The sequence below is a fragment of the Gammaproteobacteria bacterium genome (assembly GCA_016195665.1).
Taxonomy (GTDB): Bacteria; Pseudomonadota; Gammaproteobacteria; order SURF-13; family SURF-13; genus JACPZD01.
The window spans coordinates 168,439-185,154 of record JACPZD010000024.1 but is presented as its reverse complement, the minus strand read 5'-3'; the positions used below and the strand labels follow the sequence as shown (position 1 = coordinate 185,154).

The window sequence follows — 16,716 nt, the reverse complement described above, 5'->3', positions numbered from 1 at the left end:
CGGGAAGCTCGCTTAAACGTACTGCGGTTGCCTTGAACTGCATGCTGTAACGATGCACTTTTGGCGGTCTTGATTTGCCCATAAAACACCTCCGTTCCGTTAGGGGGAGGTGTCAACTATTTTGGGGGAAGATTAGCGTCCGTGCTCAGCGAATCGTTAGGCAAACACGCTCTATGCTCATTCACAGACTCAAAAAAATCTATGGATAAAATATTATTTTTTATTTTATCCAGAAAAGATTTATGTAACATTTCTCTTTCAACAGAGATCTGCTTGAGGTTCTTACCCTCGGTAACTAAATTCATTTGAGATGGGAAGAACACATAATCACAATAAATGTCACAAGATTTGTTAAGTTCTTCTTCTGCATCAGTCCATGATTTAAATAAGCCTAATAGCCACCAGCGTAAACTAAATATTTTCTCAAGATTGTTAATACCTTCTTCAACTCTGCTGTTAAGCAAATATATGAACCATAGCCACCACCCTTTGCGTAAGCCGTACCTGATAAATCTATAGTGCCATAGTGCTTCATGTGTCTTTCCAGGTATTACAATTCCCGGCGTATATAATGGCTCAGGGCCAAAACCTAAGTGCGATAGACAACCTACCAGAAAACGGCTTATTAATAACAAAGACCTTCTTAATCCCCGCTTCAACCAGTTCATTTTCTGAAAATATGTTACTCACAGTCCTGAGAGTAAACGCCATTACCAGATGAAGTTGTATTGCATACTGGAATGCGCCCAAACAGACCATGGGAAGCTTTTTCACGCTCAATTGCAATCTCTGCTTCCTGTTTACGCTTCACAAGTATAGCTTCACGGCGTGTGGCTAATTGGCGTTCAGCACATTCGATAAACTCTTGGCTGCCTTTTACATAGCCAAGATTTTCACAATCTCTCACTGCGAGTTGTGAGGCGCAACCAGCTAGTATACAATAACTGAGCAAAAAAATGTTTTTCATATGTACTCCAATTGGTAAGAATAATCGTTATTCCCCAGCCTAACGGCACGCGAGTTGAGGCGCACCCCGAGTGATTAAGGATACACGAAATAGACTCCTCGAATTTAAGGAGTCAGAGCCCTTTGCGCACCGAGCAAGCTTATACAGTCTGGATTAAACGCTTTATTTTGTTTCATGGCAAGAGGCATCCGCAAAATTTTCACCCCCATCCTAACCTTCCCCCTGCAAGGGGGAAGGAACTAAGTTGTCTGTGTCGTTAAACCCTATTTTCGCATTTCTCAAACAACGCAATGGATTCAACATGCGTGGTGTGTGGAAACATGTCCAGCACGCCCGCGCTCATTAACGTGTACCCGTTTTCCGTCAATGCGCGCGCATCGCGCGCCAGGGTGGCGGGGTTGCAGGAGACATAGACGATACGCTTTGCCTCGAACGCGGGGAGTTGTTTGATAATCTCCAATGCGCCGGTGCGCGGCGGGTCGAGCAGGATTTTATCAAAGCGTTGTTTGGCCCACGGCTGCCCGGACAAATCCTGACTGAGGCCGGCGGCATAAAATTCCGCATTGTGGATACCGTTGCGTTGAGCGTTGTCCTGCGCGCGCTGAATCAGTTTCGCCTCGCCCTCCACGCCGGTGACACGGGCGGCATGGCGCGCCAGAGGCAGGGTGAAGTTGCCGAGTCCGCAGAATAAATCCAATACGCGCTCATGCGCTCCCGGCTGGAGCAGTTCGATCACGCGGCTTATCATGGCGCGATTGACATCGGCATTGATTTGCACGAAATCAGCCGGGGAAAAGAACAGTTCCAGATTAAATTCAGGCAGGCGGTAGCTCAGGGCGGCGGTCTCCGGCCATATCAGCGTCACACTCTCCGGTCCCGCCGGTTGCAGATGAATCTGTATGTTTTGCTGTTTGCCGAAGTCTTGCAGCTTGATCAAATCAGTGTTGCTCAACTCCGCCAGATTGCGAAACACCAAGGCCGTTGCTTCGTCGCCCGCAGCCACTTCGATCTGGGGTATGCAGTTGTAGGCTTCCAGCCCGGCAATGAGTTCGCACAGCGCCGGAAGTAATCCGCCCACGGGAGGATGCAGCACTTCGCAGCGCTCTATGTCGGCAAGCAACGAACTGCGCTTCTCGCGGAAGCCGATCAGCAGTTTGTCCTTCTTGATGACAAACTTGACACCCAGGCGCGCCCTGCGCCGGTAGCCCCAAGAGGGGCCGGTGAGCGGCGCAAGCACCACGCCAGGCTCGATCCCGCCGATGTGTTTCAGGCTATCCAGCAACACCTGCTGTTTGGCTGCGATTTGGGCTGCGGGAGTGAGGTGCTGCAAGCTGCACCCGCCACAGACGTTGAAATGCGCGCAACGCGGTTCGACGCGATCGGGCGACGGTTTGATAATTTTCTCGACCTTCGCTTCGTCATAACGTTTACGCTGCTTGATATAGGTAAACAACACCTGCTCGCCCGGCAAGGCGCCTTCGATGAACAGGGCCTTGCCGTTGATGTGCGCCACACCGCGCCCATCATGCGATAGCGACTCGATATGTGCCAGGACAGGCTCTTGCGAGAGAGGCTTATTGCTACGGGAGCGGCGGGGCATTTGAAAATAAGGTAGGGCCGAATTCATTCGGCCGGTTATGTTTGGTGTTAACGCCAGGCGGCGAGAAATTCGTTGAGGTGTGGTTTGCTTTCCTTAACCAGCACATCGCGTACAAGTTGACACTCTGTTGCATAGCCTTCGGCTGTTAAGTGTCCGCGTATCAGCTCAAAGCGCAGATAGATGAGATAGGTGTTAAGCACATCGGTCTCGCAATAGTTGCGGATGGCGGTGATCTCTCCGGCGAGGTAGCTGTCCCACACCTGCGAACCGTTCATGCCCATCTTGCCGGGAAATCCGAGCAGTGCCGCGATCTCATCGAGCGGCGCGCTGGCGCGCGGCTGATAGGCCGCAAGCACGTCCATCAAATCGGTGTGGCGGGCATGGAAGCGGCTTAGATAATTATTCCATTTGAAGCTGCTGTCTTCTTCGCCGGTGTCCCAGTAACGCGGGCAGGCCACGCCGTGCAGCAGCGCGCGGTAATGCAGCACCGGCAGATCGAAGCCACCGCCGTTCCACGACACCAGCGTGGGTGTGTACTTTTCGATGCCGTCGAAAAAACGTTTGATTAGCTCGTGTTCGGGCGAATCCGGTTCGCCGAGCGACCAGGCTTTAAGGTGCTCGCGCGAGCGCAGCACCGCGGAGATGGCGACGATGCGCTGCAGGTGCAGCCGCAGAAAATCAGAGCCACCGGTCTCCTGGCGGCGGCTGTGGAACATAACCTCAGCGACTTCTTTGTCGCTCAATCCATCAAGCTTATAATGCCTGCGTCCGCCCACCACATCCGGGACGGTTTCGATATCGAAGACCAGGACGTTCATGTCTGTAGGGCCGAGTTTATTCGACCGTGTGCGAATGAATTCGCACCTACGGTTATTTCTGCTTCCAGGCGCCGCTGCTGTCTTGATACCACCAGCCTGGCGCGGCATTCTCCACCCAGCGTTTTGCAAAGGTATTGCGAATGTCCGCTTCCCATTCGGGACGGCCGTTGGCGGCGGCGATCTCTCGATAGAGTGCGGTACGATCCGCATTTTCTTCAGCGACGAGCCGCTTGACGGTGTTGCGATCCTTGAGAGGCGTCGCACTCGGGTCGCGCTCCGCCACGAGTCCGCTCGCACTAAAGCCGATAACGCCACTGTCGTAGTAGGGGGCCAAGGCAACATTGCGCGCCTTCATCGAGGCGCGCAGGGTGTCAATCGCCGGCGTGGCGATATTGAGGTCGGCTTCGGCGGCTTGAGCAGGCGCAATGATAATGTTCAACAAGTCCGCGGCAAGCAGACTGTGCGATGACTCGTGATACTGCGAGCTTTTGTCTTGCGTGGATGGTTTTTCAGGCGTCTTTGGCGCAGGGATTTGCTCTGGTGATTTCTTTTTGCCTTCGGCCTGCTTGCCCAGCACATCCTCGATGATGCGATCCGCGGCCTTTTCCGCCGCGGCAGCGGGGAAATAGATATTCACCGTGACGCAGGCGAGCAGCATTAGCGGTAGAGCGAAGGATATTGCTAAGCGGGTTGATGTCATGATTTCCTCTCGAACAGTGACGATGTAAGATTACTGTACCACCGGTCCTTCACTGCGTGTAGCCTGTTTGAGGCGCTCCAGAAACACATCCCAGTCCACCTCTTTTGCGTAGCCTATCACATCTATGCGGGGGATACCGCCGCCCTTGACGATGTAATAACCCTTGCTGGCCTGTTCTACGCCGTCCATCTTGCACACGCCGTGTTGTAGACGGCAAGTTAGACCCAGGCGATCGTAGGAAAATTCATCGAAGAAGCGTAAAAAACTGCGCGACAACACGCCGCCCGCGCCGCCCAGGCTGGAGAGACTATCCACTGCCTTTTGGCTGATGCGATGCCGCGAGGTGTCGCCATCAGGGGTAGCGAAGCGCGCGTCGAAGGAGACCGGGTTCCAGTTCTCCATGCGCAGATCATGCACCGTGCCGTTGAGCCGCCCCTGGATGCGCCCGAAGGAAAAGGTTTGGGTGAGCATGTCGAGATCCAGGTTGTCCATGTCCACATCGGCGGTCAATACCGGCGTTGCGCCTAAAGGATCAGCCAGGCTCAGGTTGCGCACTACCACGTCGCCGTCGAAGACCTTCATCAGCAGCGCCCCGCCTACCTCCAGCTTGCCTTGTGAATAACTGAGCGCCGGAATGATGCCTGAGAGTTTTCCGTTCATGTCGGGCCACTCCATCGCGCGGGTGAAGGCCGGCATGGATACCGGCGTGAGTGCGCCGGCCAGTTCGATGCGCTGGTCGGGCCGGCCTAAATTTTCCAGCTTGGCGCTGTCCATTTTTAGAACACCGTCCAGCAGTGGAATTCCCACGCCTTCCGGCAGGCTAAACCCGGCGTTGACGGACTCCGCACGCACCCTCGCCGCACCCAGTGTGAGCTTATAAATAGATCCGCCCTGCCATTGGAAATCGGATAGCAAAGGTGTATCGCTGCGCGTCCAAGCTAGTGAGCCGTTGAGAGAGTGTAATTCGTAACGTCCCTGCTGATCCTTGATGCTGAGATCTTTCAGATCGGCCTTGATAAACTCAAGGCCTTGGCCATTGTATTGCAACGTGGCAGCGAGGGCGCCGTCCCCTTGCAGGGCCTCGAATGCCGTGCCGCTCAACATCGCCTGCAGATAGCGCTGATAAAATTGGCCGGCACTGGGCGTGTTGAGTTTGAGTGTCGCGGCCTGTAAACGTAATGGATTACGGGACAGCGCCACCTGCGCCTCGGCCTGGACAACTGTCGGGTGGTCGAGTATCAGTCGGCTGAGGGTGATGCGCTCTTTACTCCATTCGCCGTTGGCATCGAGTTTCACCTCGTCACCGGAAAACTCCACAAACATCGGCGCGGCATAGAGCTGGCCTTGATGAGGAGCGAGACGCGACTGAAATTGCCAGCGGTCGGCGCCGGGCTTGAGTGTGAGCATAAAATCGGAGGCCAGATCCTGAGCGGCCTGCTGCCCGGAGGTTTCCGTGAAATTTAAGGCAGTGAACTTGCCTGTCGTTTCGAGTTTATCGAGCTGCGACCCACGTCCCGCCAATTGCGCAGTCAGGCTGAGTCCGCCCTTGGCGGTGTACTCTTTGGGCCACTCAAAAAAATCGTGCAGACTCTGCGGGAGCCGTGCTATGTCCAGCGACTCGCCCTGGAATTGGACCCGCCAGTCCTGCCTCGGCGTGAAACTCCCACTCAAGCCCGCGTTACCCTTCGCCAGGCCAAATCCCTGCAATGCAAAACGAATCTCTCCCGACCGGCGATCATAACCGAGGTCTGCCTTGCCCTGCTTGCGGTCGAGCATAGGACTGTTGAGGCTTAGCAAGCCGTTTTTGCAGTCTATAGACCGGTCTTCGGCCATCACCAAAGGGCATTCTAATTTCAAACCATGCAAGCCGTGCAGTGGCTTTGGAAATTGCAGTTTGGAGATGGACAGCGCCAGCTTATCCGCGCCGCCGCCGGGAAGATCTGCATCGAGATGGATGTCGCGCAGTTCCCAGCCGGATCCTCTGATAGAGGCAGCGTAAAAGTGCAGCGTGTCAACGGCATGCGCAGGCAGTGCGGCAAGACCGGTTAGCAATACCAAGACGTAAGGCGGTATTTTCATAATACCCTTACAATATTTCTCTGCGTCCTCCGCGGTGAAAAATTCAATTTAATCCGGAAAAACACCGGTGGACAAATAACGGTCGCCGCGATCGCAAACGATGGTGACGATCACGGCGTTTCCGACTTCTTGCGATAATTGCAACGCCGCCCACAGCGCGCCGCCGGAGGAGATGCCCGCGAAGATCCCCTCGCGCGCGGCGAGGGTGCGGGTGGTCTGCTCTGCGTCGGCCTGGCTCACATCAATAATCCTGTCCACCCTGGCCGGCTCGTAAATCTTTGGTAAATATTCAGGGGGCCAGCGGCGGATGCCGGGGATCTGTGAGCCGCTGGTCGGTTGCACGCCAATGATCTGGATAGCGGGATTTTTTTCCTTGAAGAAGCGCGAGCAGCCCATGATGGTGCCGGTGGTGCCCATTGAACTTACGAAATGGGTGATCCGGCCTTGCGTGTCGCGCCAGATCTCCGGGCCGGTGCCTTCGTAGTGGGCGCGCGGGTTGTCGGGATTGGCAAACTGGTTTAACAAGATACCCTTGCCTTCCTCGCGCAGTTTGAGCGCCAGGTCGCGCGCACCTTCCATGCCTTGTTCGCGCGTCACCAGGATGATCTCGGCGCCGAACGCCTTCATCACCGCGCGCCGTTCTTCACTCATGTGCGCCGGCATAATGAGAATCAAACGGTAGCCGCGGATGGCGGCGGCCATCGCCAGGGCGATGCCGGTGTTGCCGCTGGTCGCCTCGATCAGGGTGTCGCCGGGCCGGATCTCGCCGCGCGCCTCGGCGTGTTTGATCATGCTCATCGCGGGCCTGTCCTTCACCGATCCGGCCGGATTATTGCCTTCGAGTTTTGCGAGCAGGACGTTGCCTGTGTCGCCGGGCAGGCGTTGCAGCCTGACCAGCGGTGTGTTGCCGATAAAGGATTCAATGGTGGGAAAGTTCATAAACCCTCACCCCGGCCCTCTCCCGGAGGGAGAGGGGGAGACTCAGTTACACAATAAGGTGACATAGGCGACGGCGTGATCTTCTTCATCGGCGATGCTGAGATGGCCGGCGCTGATACCCAGTTTTTTAATAAGCGCCTTGGCCTTGCCGTAATACTCCAACACCGGCCTGCCGCCCTTTTCGTGGCCGACGCCGATCTGGCGGGGGGTCAAACCGCCGCTGAAGCCTGTGCCCATCGCCTTGGCGGCGGCCTCCTTGGCGGCAAAGCGCCTGGCGAGAAAATGGGCGGGACGGTCGCTTTGCAAGAATTCGTTCAATTCGTTAGGCGTGAGGATGCGCCGGGCGAATTTTTCACCATAGCGCGCAAGACCGGCCTGCATGCGCGCCACGCGCACGATGTCGGTGCCGATGCCGAAGATACGGTCAACCATGGCGCGCCTCCCGCATCAATCGCTTCATCTCACGCACCGCCTCACTCAGCCCGCTGAACAAGGCGCGGCCAATGATGGCATGGCCGATATTCAATTCACTCACGTCGCAGAGCGCGGCGATCGAGGCGACGTTTTGATAATTCAAGCCGTGTCCAGCGTTGACCTGTAAACCTAATTCCTTGCCGCGCATGACGGCCCGGGTGATGCGCTGCAACTCGTGCGTGCGCTGCCCAGCGGTGGTGGTGTCGGCATAGTGGCCGGTGTGGATTTCAATCACCGGCGCACCGGCGCGCGCAGCGGCCTCCACCTGGGCAAGGTCGGCGTCAATAAATAACGACACACGCACCCCGGCGGCGCGCAGCCGGGCGCAGGCCTCGGTAATCCGAGACCGTTGCCCCGCCACATCCAGCCCGCCCTCGGTGGTCAGCTCCTCACGCCGTTCGGGGACAAGGCAGCAGTCTTGCGGGCGTATAGTTTCGGCGAATTCAAGCATCTCCTCGGTGACCGCCATCTCCAGATTCATGCGGGTGAGCAGAATATCCTTCAACATCTCCACATCGCGTTTCTGAATATGACGGCGATCCTCGCGCAGGTGCAGGGTGATCGCGTCAGCCCCCGCCTGTTCGGCCTCGATGGCCGCCTGGATAGGGTCGGGGTAACGCGTGCCGCGCGCCTGGCGCAGCGTGGCGACATGGTCAATGTTGACGCCCAAGAGAATACTGTTTCCAGAACTTAGCATTCGAGCATTTCAGCGGCGGGTGTGGCCGTGCCCAACTTCTGCAAATTCATAAACAGCTCGCGGCTCTGCAGAGGCTTGTCTCCGAGATAGCGGCTGAGCACGGCACGCATCAAACGCTTGCTGTCGCGCAGGCTTTGCGCATCGTGCAGCGCCTCGTCTTTCAGCGATAGCAGACTGCTTCCGAGCGCCTGAATACCCTCGGGTGCACCGGCGTTGTAATGAGTGAGACCACGCTCGATATGATAGCTGTAGACCTTGTCCGCCTCCACCGGTTCGCCGCTCCCGGCTAAATGATCGAGCGTCATGGCGTAACCGATCTCCTTGAGCAGCCGCAGTTCGAAGATGCGCAGCGCGCGCTCCTCCCGTTCACCCTGCGCCAGACCGGCGAGGGTGGTGAGATAGTCCTGAAACAGAGCGGGGTGCGGATCATGCCGATGTAACAGCCGCAGCAGCAATTCATTCATGTAAAATCCGCTCATGGTGAGGCGGCCGGAGATCCCTAGCCTCGCCCCATCCGCCTCGCAACCCGTGAGCGTGACAAGTTCGGTGCGCCCGCTCCAGGAGATGAGCAGCGGTTGAAAGGGTTGCAGCATCCCCGCCAAACGCGACTTCGCCGTGCGCACCCCTTTTGCCACCAATGCCACGCGGCCATAGTCGGCGGTGAAGGCCTCGATGAGCGCGCTGGTATCACGGTATGGCCGCTGGTGCAGCACGTAGGCGGGTTGAAGTTTTATGCGGACGGTGTTCATAGGTTAATTAAAAAAATGATTTACCGCAGAGGACGCAGAGAGAAGAAAATTATTATTGAGTCTTGCATTAATTGGTTGATACTTACATCTGCAGGGACTGTCATTCCCGCACAAGCGGGAATCCAGTGGCGTAGCAGTGTGTTGGATCCCCGCCTTCGCGGGAATGACAAAATAGTTGTCAACTATTTTTGTAAGTCTCAATAGTATTTCCTCCGCGTCCTCTGCGGTAAAGTGTTTTAGGTAAAGTGTTTTACCTCGGCTCATAACCAAAATCCACCAAGGCCCGCTCATTGTCTGACCAGTCTTCCTTGACCTTTACCCACATCTGCAAAAATACTTTACCTTCAAACTGCCGCTCCATATCGAGACGCGCCTGCCGGCCGATCTCCTTGAGACGCTTCCCCCCCTCGCCGATCACGATGGCCTTTTGCCCGCTGCGCTCTACCCAGATGATGGCGTCAATATGCAGCACGGCATCCTGGCGGGAAAATTTCTCGATCTGCACCGTGGCCGCATAGGGCAGTTCCTGCCCCAGACTCTGCATCAATTTTTCGCGTATGAGTTCGGCGGCAAGGAAACGTTCGCTGCGGTCGGTCACCTGATCTTCAGGATAAAAGGCCTCCCCCGGCGGCAACAGGCTCCGCACCTTCTCCTCCAATATTGCCACGCTGTGGCCGCTGCGGGCGGCGAGCGGGATGATGTGGGCGAAATCCATTTTACCGGAAAGCGTTTGTAAAAAAGGCAACAGGGCCGTCTTGTCGCTGATCTTGTCCACCTTATTGACCGCCAAGATCACCGGGACACGGACGGTCTTGAGTATCTCGCAGACGTGTTCATCCTCCGCCGTCCAACGCATGGCCTCCACCAGAAACACCACTACGTCCACGTCACTGAGGGCGCCTTTGGCGGCGCGATTCATGTAACGGTTCATGGCGCGCTTGCCACCCCGGTGCAGGCCCGGCGTATCCACGTAGACCACCTGCGTGCCGTGTTCGGTTTTGATGCCCAGAATGGCATGGCGCGTGGTCTGCGGGCGGCGCGAGGTGATACTGATCTTCTGGCCGAGTATGTGGTTGAGCAACGTGGACTTCCCCACATTGGGCCGCCCTACGATGGCGACATGGCCGCAATGCGCCAGCATCGTTACTTCACTTCCAGTAATTCAAGCATCTTTTCCGCGGCGTCCTGCTCGGCGCGCCGCCGGCTGCTGCCGGTGCCTTGTGTGGACTCGCGGCCCTGCACGACGCATTCCATTCGAAAAGTTTGTGCGTGCGCCTCGCCGGAGATTTCCAGCACATTATAGAGCGGCGGCGGCAATCTGCGCGACTGTAGATATTCCTGGAGACGGGTCTTAGGGTCCTTCAGATCCGTGCTGGGCGAGGCGGCATCGAGGCGTTCACGATACAGTGACACAATCATTTCACGGCACGCGGCGAATCCTCCGTCCAGATATACCGCGCCGATCAGGGCCTCGAGCGCATCGGCCAACGTGGAGGCGCGGCGGTGGCCGCCGCTCTTCTGCTCGCCCTGACCGAGGATGAGATGCTGGCCCAGTTCCAAGTGCCGCGCGAGTTGCGCCAGCGTTTCCTCCTTGACGAGGCTCGCGCGCAGCCGGCTCAACTCGCCTTCGTGCGCCTGCGGAAAGCGCTGATAAATCTCTTCGGCGATGATGAAGTTCAAGATCGCGTCACCCAGAAACTCCAGCCGTTCATAGTTGATACTGCCTGCGCTGCGGTGGGTCAAAGCAGCTTCGAGCAGTCTACCATCGGTGAAACGGTAGCCGAGCTTTAACTTACCGGCAGCGCCGCTCAACGGCCGGTCAGCTCCACGCTGTCGTCAAACTTGGCCACGATGTCAACATTGCCGATGAACGATTCGCGCGCCTCGTATTTGATCCGCACCACGGCCCGGCCGGAACCCGCCTTGATCTCGATATCCTTGGGGGTAAGACGCCGCACCTCGTTGATGTCAAGACGCCTGTTGAGCAGCGTCATGATTTCAGGCGCAGACTTGCCGGCCAGATCAGGATCGCTTTTGAGTGATTGCAGGCTGGAGACAATCTTGAAATTCTCCAGATAAAGCGGGACCAGCTTGAGAGCAACCAACACGAAAAAGGCGATCAGGCCCAGTACGATCACCACCCCTATAAACGTCATGCCTTGCTGCCGTGCGTGATTCTTGTTCATAGCACCTCTGCTCACATGGTTGTTAAGAATCGTCGTATCAGTGTATCGTCGAGCCAATGCGTCCCCATGCGATGCCGCCGTTGGACACATCCCAGTTCATCCAGATCATAAACGCCTTGCCGACCAGATTGGCCTCCGGGACCGTCCCCCAATAACGGCTGTCGTTACTGTTGTCGCGGTTATCGCCCATCACAAAATATTCTCCCGGCGGCACGCTGAACTCACCTTCGGCGGTGAGTTGTCCGGGGCGTGTCAAAATAGCGTGTTCCACACCATCGAGATTTTCCCTGAGCAGGCTTGCGCCCGTCATACCCGCCCCCGCGCCCACGCCGGTATACTCGCCTGCCGGTTGTTGCGTCATCGGCTTGCCGTTGATGTACAGTCTTCTATCGGTGTAGGTAATCTTGTCGCCCGGCACGCCCACCACCCGCTTGATGTAGTCTATCGTGGGATTGTTGGGATAGCGAAACACCACCACATCGCCGCGTTTGGGCTCACCCAGGGCGATGATCTTTTGATTGAGCACCGGCAGGCGCAGGCCATAACTGAATTTATTGACCAGAATAAAGTCGCCCGTGAGCAAGGTGGGCATCATCGAGTTGGAGGGGATGCGAAACGGCTCCGCCACAAAGGAGCGCAGCACCAGCACCGCGAGTATCACCGGGAAAAACGAGCGCGCATACTCGACGATCAAGGGTTCCTTGAGCGCCTGGGTATCCCGAGTCGCGCCGCCCGCAGCCGCCAAACGCCTGCGCGGCGCCCAGATCAGGCTGTCCGCCAGCCAGATCGCTCCCGTCACCGCCGTCGCCAGCACCAAAATTGTTGGAAAATCGAGATTCATCAGCCGTTCCTATTTTTTCCCTACCTGTAATACCGCCATAAACGCCTCTTGCGGGATCTCCACGGAGCCGACTTGCTTCATCCGTTTTTTTCCCGCCTTTTGTTTTTCGAGCAGTTTTCGTTTGCGCGAGATGTCGCCGCCGTAACACTTTGCGATTACATTTTTACGCAACGCCTTGACCGTCTGGCGCGCGATGACCTGCGAACCGATCGCCGCTTGGATCGCCACGTCGAACATCTGCCGCGGGATGATCTCCTTCATCTTGTCGGTCAACTCGCGGCCACGGTGAGCGGACTGATCGCGGTGCACAATCAGCGACAGGGCGTCCACCTTCTCGCCGTTGATGAGGATATCGAGCTTCACCAGGTTAGAGGCCTGGAAGCGCGCGAATTTATAATCGAGCGAGGCGTAACCGCGGCTGACGGATTTGAGCCGGTCAAAAAAATCCATCACCACCTCGTTCATCGGCAGTTCGTAGGTGAGCGCCACCTGATTGCCGAGGTACTGCATATTCTTTTGCGCCCCGCGCTTCTCCTCGCACAAGCTGATCACATTGCCGAGATATTGCTGCGGCGTCAAGATATGCGCCTCGATGATGGGTTCGCGCGTCTCGGCGATGTAATTGGGTTCCGGCAGCTTGGCGGGATTGTCCACTTTGAGCACTTCGCCCTTGGTAGTCAACACTTCGTAGATCACCGTCGGCGCGGTGCTGATGAGGTGCAAATTGTATTCGCGCTCCAGGCGCTCCTGCACGATGTCCATGTGCAACAGGCCCAAAAAACCGCAGCGGAAACCGAAACCCAGCGCCTGCGAGGTCTCCGGTTCGTAATACAGCGCCGCGTCGTTCAGGCGCAACTTGGAGAGCGCCTCGCGGAAGGCCTCGTAGTCTTCACCGTCTATCGGGAACAGCCCGGCGAACACCTGCGGCTGCACGGCCTTGAAGCCGGGCAGCGGCGTTGCGGCCGGCCGCTCCAGGTTAGTGAGCGTGTCGCCGACCGGCGCGCCGTTGATGTCTTTGATACCGGCGATGATGTAACCCACCTCGCCGGCGCTGAGCTGGTTTGTTTCCGTGCGTTTCGGCGTGAAGATACCGACCTTCTCGACCTGATAACTGCGGCCGGTGGACATCACCATGAGCTTTTGCTTAGGGACGACCGCACCTTGCATCACGCGCACGAGCGAGATCACGCCGACAAAATTGTCGAACCAGGAATCTATAATCAGCGCCTGCAGCGGCGCGCCGGTGTCGCCCTTGGGCGGCGGGATGCGCGCGATGATTTCCTCTAATAATTCCTCAACGCCCGCGCCGGTCTTCGCGCTCACCCGCAGCGCGTCGGTGGCCTCTATGCCGATGATCTCCTCGATCTCTTTGATGACCCGGTCGGGTTCGGCGGAGGGCAGGTCAATCTTGTTCAGCACCGGCAATACTTCCAGCCCCTGTTCGATCGCGGTATAACAATTCGCTACACTCTGCGCCTCCACTCCCTGGGCGGCGTCCACGACCAGCAGGGCGCCTTCGCAGGCCGCCAGCGAGCGCGAGACCTCATAAGAGAAGTCTACGTGACCTGGGGTATCAATGAAATTCAGCAGATAGTCGGCGCCGTCCTTGACACGATAATGGAGTGACACGCTCTGCGCCTTGATGGTGATGCCGCGTTCGCGCTCCAGATCCATGGAGTCGAGCACCTGTTCGGACATCTCACGGGAACTCAAACCACCGCAGATCTGGATGAAGCGGTCGGCCAGCGTAGACTTACCATGATCAATGTGGGCGATGATAGAAAAATTGCGGATGTGCGTAAGATCAGTCACAGCGCCGCTTCAGTATCCATGTTTCAATATTATACTCTAGCGCAACGTTTTTGGATGCCGGGAGCGACCCATGTTTCATAAAAACAAAGGCCAGCCCGCGGGCTGGCCTGGATAGAGCGATTTAAGCCGAATCAAGAAGGCTTGGGCAGAGACAGAATAAAATCCACCAGCTTTTCGATCTCGTTGTCGGGCACGCGGGGCGAATAGGGCGGCATCACCGCCGTCCCCCAACGACCCGTGCCGCCGGTGTGCACCCATTTTACCAATATGTCACGGGCATCCGGCTTGCCCCGGTATTTCTCCGCCACGGCGCCCCAAGCCGGGCCGATGATCTGCCGCTTAAACTCTTTATCGTGACAGGCGAAACAACCGCTGCTCTTGGCCAGGGCGGCGCCCTCTTCCACGCTCGGCGCCTTGCCTGCACTCGCCGCAGCGGGCGCCGGCTTGGCTGGTTCTTCGGCTGGAGCTTGGGCAGACATGGCAGGCTTAGGCGCAACGGGTTTGTCCGCGGCCGGCGAGGGGGAAGCTGCAGATGCGGGGGCGGGGACGGGGGCGGGGGCGGGCGCCGGTGTCGTAGTCGCGGCGGGCGCCTTGGGCGCCGCAGGGGCACTCGTCGTCTGTGCCGCCTCTTCCTTGCCGCAAGCGCTCACCAGTAGGGTGAGGGCGGCCATCATTAAGATGGATTGTTTCATCGTTGTACTCCCTGCTACTCGGTTAGCGCCCAACGGTATTTGGATAGGTAGCGAGTGGGCTTCCCATACTATACAACATAAGGAAGCCGGAGTTTAGCCTCAATGGCAAAGGCCAGGGCTACCCTCGAGGGTAGCCCTGGAGCTTCTTTACAGCCGATTACTTAGCGGGGGCAGGGGCTGCGGGAGCGGGTTCGGCAGGCGCTGGGGCCGGAGCAGGCTCAGCAGCCGGGGCTGGCGCAGGCGTGGGGGCTGGGGCTGCAGCAGGCGCCGGAGCGGGTGCAGCGGCCGGTGCTGGGGCTGGCATAGCCGACTCAGCGGGAGCTGGCGCAGGGGTTACAGTCGTTTCTTCTTGTTTGCCACAGGCGCTAAGGGCCAGTGCCAAGCTGATGCCAATCAATGCTGTGTATCTCATTTTTTGTCTTCCTTAAGGTTGGGTTAAAGATTTGTGTACACCTGAGATTTAGACTCAACGTAAAGTTTAGCAGATTATTGGAGCCGGATCAAAACCACGCCTTTGGCCTGCAATAGGCGGTGCGTACCACGCACCACTATGCGCTATGGCGTTTTAGGCAGGACTTGTGTATACTGCGTACATTCTATATATGTTGTTTGATATATGGAGCATACGCGTCTCTGATCTCTCTCCGGTTTTATACCGCAGGTTTCCTGATAGCGACGTATAAGGAACCTGGCGGTCAACCCCAGCCACTGCGGTACCCGCCCTAACAGTTCGCACTACAGCGACCCCTATCGGTTCGATGGGCCGCGTTTTGCTGCTAAGCACCGGTTTTTTTACTTTTTATATCCGCACGTGGACTGCGGATGAGGATACTATTTTGTCATTTCAAACATTAAATCTTGATTCAAAGCTGTTACGCGCCATCGAAGCGAGCGGTTACACCACTCCCACAGATATTCAAAGCCAGGCTATTCCGGTCGTTCTGTCAGGCCGCGACCTGATGGCCTCGGCGCAGACCGGCACCGGTAAGACGGCCGCCTTCGTTTTACCTGCCTTGCAGCGCCTGCTCACCGCCTCCCCACGCCAGGGCCGCGGACCCCGCATGCTGGTCTTGACGCCCACCCGGGAACTCGCCGCGCAGATACTGGACGCCGTCAAACGTTACGGCAAGTTCGTCCAGTTACGCACCGGCGCCATCGTCGGCGGCGCGCCCTACCCTGCCCAGCAAAAGCTGCTGCGCGAGAACCTGGACATCATGGTTGCGACCCCCGGCCGTCTGATTGACCACATGGAGCGCGGCCGCGTGGACTTCTCGCGTGTCGAGATGCTGGTGCTGGACGAAGCGGACCGGATGCTCGATATGGGCTTTATCGAGCCCGTCGAACTCATCAGCAAGGCCACCCCGGCTGACCGGCAAACCTTGCTGTTTTCCGCGACCCTGGAAGGTAAAGTTCTAGGCCTTGCACGTAAGCTATTGAAAGACCCGGTGCGCATACAGGTGGCAGGCGCACAGGAGAAGCATGCCCAGATCGAGCAGCGCGTGCATCAGGCTGACGACATGCGTCACAAGCGCCGTCTGCTTGACCACATCCTGTGCACCAAGGATCTCAATCAGGCCATCGTCTTCACCGCGACCAAGCGGTCTGCCGACGATCTGGCCAAGTCCCTGACAGCCGATGGCCACGCCTGCGCCGCCTTGCACGGCGACATGCAGCAGGGCGCCCGCAACCGCACCGTGCAACGGCTGCGCCAGGGGAACGTCAAGGTCCTGGTCGCCACCGATGTCGCCGCACGCGGCCTGGACATCAAAGGCGTCAGCCACGTCATTAACTTCGACCTGCCCATGGTGGCCGAGGATTACGTTCACCGCATCGGCCGTACCGGCCGCGCCGGGACCTTCGGCATCGCCGCGTCACTGGTGGGGCCTCAGGATTGGGGTAAACTCGCCGGCATTGAGCGGCTCACGGGCAACCGCCTGGAGCGGCACGTCGTCCCCGGCCTCGAACCCAGCGTGCCGGAATCCAAGGCGTCGCGGCCTGCTCCGCGCCAAGGTAAAGGCCGAGGGCAAAAGGCCGCCGCAGGCAAGGGCGGAGGGTTCAAGGGCGGGTTTAAGCAGGGCTTCAACAAGAGTCGCGGCGAAAGCCGTCCCTCCGGACGCGCCGATAGCCGCCGGAGCAGTGCCCGCTCTCGCGCCTGAAGCACG

The 16,716-nt window shown here is 57.8% G+C and carries 17 protein-coding genes; 1 reads left to right on the top strand and 16 read right to left on the bottom strand.

Annotated elements, in window-relative coordinates:
• Positions 1 to 116 precede the first annotated feature (116 nt).
• The 16 genes from HY028_07180 to HY028_07105 all read right to left on the bottom strand — a co-directional run bounded on the left by HY028_07180 (position 117) and on the right by HY028_07105 (position 14,341).
• Positions 117 to 668 carry a hypothetical protein gene (locus HY028_07180; protein ID MBI3344620.1) on the bottom strand — a complete coding sequence of 184 codons (552 nt, stop codon included), beginning with the start codon at positions 666 to 668 and terminating at the stop codon, positions 117 to 119.
• Between the two features lie 14 nt (positions 669 to 682).
• The gene (locus tag HY028_07175; GenBank protein MBI3344619.1) at positions 683 to 967 is read right to left on the bottom strand and encodes a hypothetical protein; all 285 of its coding nucleotides are present in this window, start codon (positions 965 to 967) and stop codon (positions 683 to 685) included.
• Between the two features lie 256 nt (positions 968 to 1,223).
• The gene (gene rlmD, locus HY028_07170; GenBank protein MBI3344618.1) at positions 1,224 to 2,567 is read right to left on the bottom strand and encodes a 23S rRNA (uracil(1939)-C(5))-methyltransferase RlmD; all 1,344 of its coding nucleotides are present in this window, start codon (positions 2,565 to 2,567) and stop codon (positions 1,224 to 1,226) included.
• Positions 2,568 to 2,614: 47 nt separating this feature from the next.
• Positions 2,615 to 3,385 (bottom strand): 3'-5' exonuclease, encoded by a 771-nt coding sequence (locus tag HY028_07165; GenBank protein ID MBI3344617.1) that lies wholly within the window; start codon positions 3,383 to 3,385, stop codon positions 2,615 to 2,617.
• 52 nt (positions 3,386 to 3,437) lie between these two features.
• A complete protein-coding gene (locus tag HY028_07160) occupies positions 3,438 to 4,085 on the bottom strand; it encodes a YdbL family protein (protein MBI3344616.1) in 648 nt (215 codons plus the stop codon).
• A 30-nt stretch (positions 4,086 to 4,115) separates the two neighbouring features.
• Positions 4,116 to 6,164, bottom strand: coding sequence for a hypothetical protein (locus tag HY028_07155; protein ID MBI3344615.1), 2,049 nt, complete (start codon positions 6,162 to 6,164; stop codon positions 4,116 to 4,118).
• A gap of 48 nt (positions 6,165 to 6,212) precedes the next feature.
• On the bottom strand, positions 6,213 to 7,103 hold the full coding sequence (gene cysM / locus HY028_07150; protein ID MBI3344614.1) for a cysteine synthase CysM: 891 nt from the start codon (positions 7,101 to 7,103) through the stop codon (positions 6,213 to 6,215).
• A 42-nt stretch (positions 7,104 to 7,145) separates the two neighbouring features.
• The gene (locus HY028_07145; protein ID MBI3344613.1) at positions 7,146 to 7,535 is read right to left on the bottom strand and encodes a holo-ACP synthase; all 390 of its coding nucleotides are present in this window, start codon (positions 7,533 to 7,535) and stop codon (positions 7,146 to 7,148) included.
• Complete coding sequence (gene pdxJ, locus HY028_07140) at positions 7,528 to 8,274, bottom strand: pyridoxine 5'-phosphate synthase (GenBank protein ID MBI3344612.1); 747 nt, start codon at positions 8,272 to 8,274, stop codon at positions 7,528 to 7,530. The genes HY028_07145 and pdxJ overlap by 8 nt, the downstream gene beginning before the upstream one ends.
• Positions 8,268 to 9,023 (bottom strand): DNA repair protein RecO, encoded by a 756-nt coding sequence (gene recO, locus HY028_07135; GenBank protein MBI3344611.1) that lies wholly within the window; start codon positions 9,021 to 9,023, stop codon positions 8,268 to 8,270. Before recO ends, pdxJ begins: the two co-directional genes overlap by 7 nt.
• A 250-nt stretch (positions 9,024 to 9,273) precedes the next feature.
• Entirely contained in the window at positions 9,274 to 10,164 is an 891-nt protein-coding gene (gene era / locus HY028_07130; protein ID MBI3344610.1) for a GTPase Era, read from the bottom strand.
• Positions 10,165 to 10,166: 2 nt separating this feature from the next.
• Complete coding sequence (gene rnc, locus HY028_07125) at positions 10,167 to 10,835, bottom strand: ribonuclease III (protein MBI3344609.1); 669 nt, start codon at positions 10,833 to 10,835, stop codon at positions 10,167 to 10,169.
• Complete coding sequence (locus HY028_07120; GenBank protein ID MBI3344608.1) at positions 10,832 to 11,209, bottom strand: DUF4845 domain-containing protein; 378 nt, start codon at positions 11,207 to 11,209, stop codon at positions 10,832 to 10,834. The genes rnc and HY028_07120 overlap by 4 nt, the downstream gene beginning before the upstream one ends.
• 37 nt (positions 11,210 to 11,246) lie before the next feature.
• A complete protein-coding gene (gene lepB, locus HY028_07115; protein MBI3344607.1) occupies positions 11,247 to 12,050 on the bottom strand; it encodes a signal peptidase I in 804 nt (267 codons plus the stop codon).
• 9 nt (positions 12,051 to 12,059) lie between these two features.
• A complete protein-coding gene (lepA, locus tag HY028_07110; protein ID MBI3344606.1) occupies positions 12,060 to 13,862 on the bottom strand; it encodes an elongation factor 4 in 1,803 nt (600 codons plus the stop codon).
• Between the two features lie 131 nt (positions 13,863 to 13,993).
• Complete coding sequence (locus tag HY028_07105) at positions 13,994 to 14,341, bottom strand: c-type cytochrome (protein ID MBI3344605.1); 348 nt, start codon at positions 14,339 to 14,341, stop codon at positions 13,994 to 13,996.
• Positions 14,342 to 15,390: 1,049 nt separating this feature from the next.
• Between HY028_07105 and HY028_07100 the strand changes: the two genes are divergently transcribed.
• Entirely contained in the window at positions 15,391 to 16,710 is a 1,320-nt protein-coding gene (locus HY028_07100; GenBank protein MBI3344604.1) for a DEAD/DEAH box helicase, read from the top strand.
• Positions 16,711 to 16,716 lie beyond the last annotated feature (6 nt).

Excerpts from the sequence above, each read along its gene's own strand:
- HY028_07180 (MBI3344620.1), bottom strand. The coding sequence starts at position 668 with ATGAACTGGTTGAAGCGGGGATTAAGAAGGTCTTTGTTATTAATAAGC.
- HY028_07175 (MBI3344619.1), bottom strand. The coding sequence starts at position 967 with ATGAAAAACATTTTTTTGCTCAGTTATTGTATACTAGCTGGTTGCGCC.
- rlmD (MBI3344618.1), bottom strand. The coding sequence starts at position 2,567 with ATGCCCCGCCGCTCCCGTAGCAATAAGCCTCTCTCGCAAGAGCCTGTC.
- HY028_07165 (MBI3344617.1), bottom strand. The coding sequence starts at position 3,385 with ATGAACGTCCTGGTCTTCGATATCGAAACCGTCCCGGATGTGGTGGGC.
- HY028_07160 (MBI3344616.1), bottom strand. The coding sequence starts at position 4,085 with ATGACATCAACCCGCTTAGCAATATCCTTCGCTCTACCGCTAATGCTG.
- HY028_07155 (MBI3344615.1), bottom strand. The coding sequence starts at position 6,164 with ATGAAAATACCGCCTTACGTCTTGGTATTGCTAACCGGTCTTGCCGCA.
- cysM (MBI3344614.1), bottom strand. The coding sequence starts at position 7,103 with ATGAACTTTCCCACCATTGAATCCTTTATCGGCAACACACCGCTGGTC.
- HY028_07145 (MBI3344613.1), bottom strand. The coding sequence starts at position 7,535 with ATGGTTGACCGTATCTTCGGCATCGGCACCGACATCGTGCGCGTGGCG.
- pdxJ (MBI3344612.1), bottom strand. The coding sequence starts at position 8,274 with ATGCTAAGTTCTGGAAACAGTATTCTCTTGGGCGTCAACATTGACCAT.
- recO (MBI3344611.1), bottom strand. The coding sequence starts at position 9,023 with ATGAACACCGTCCGCATAAAACTTCAACCCGCCTACGTGCTGCACCAG.
- era (MBI3344610.1), bottom strand. The coding sequence starts at position 10,164 with ATGCTGGCGCATTGCGGCCATGTCGCCATCGTAGGGCGGCCCAATGTG.
- HY028_07120 (MBI3344608.1), bottom strand. The coding sequence starts at position 11,209 with ATGAACAAGAATCACGCACGGCAGCAAGGCATGACGTTTATAGGGGTG.
- lepB (MBI3344607.1), bottom strand. The coding sequence starts at position 12,050 with ATGAATCTCGATTTTCCAACAATTTTGGTGCTGGCGACGGCGGTGACG.
- HY028_07105 (MBI3344605.1), bottom strand. The coding sequence starts at position 14,341 with ATGTCTGCCCAAGCTCCAGCCGAAGAACCAGCCAAGCCGGCGCCCGCT.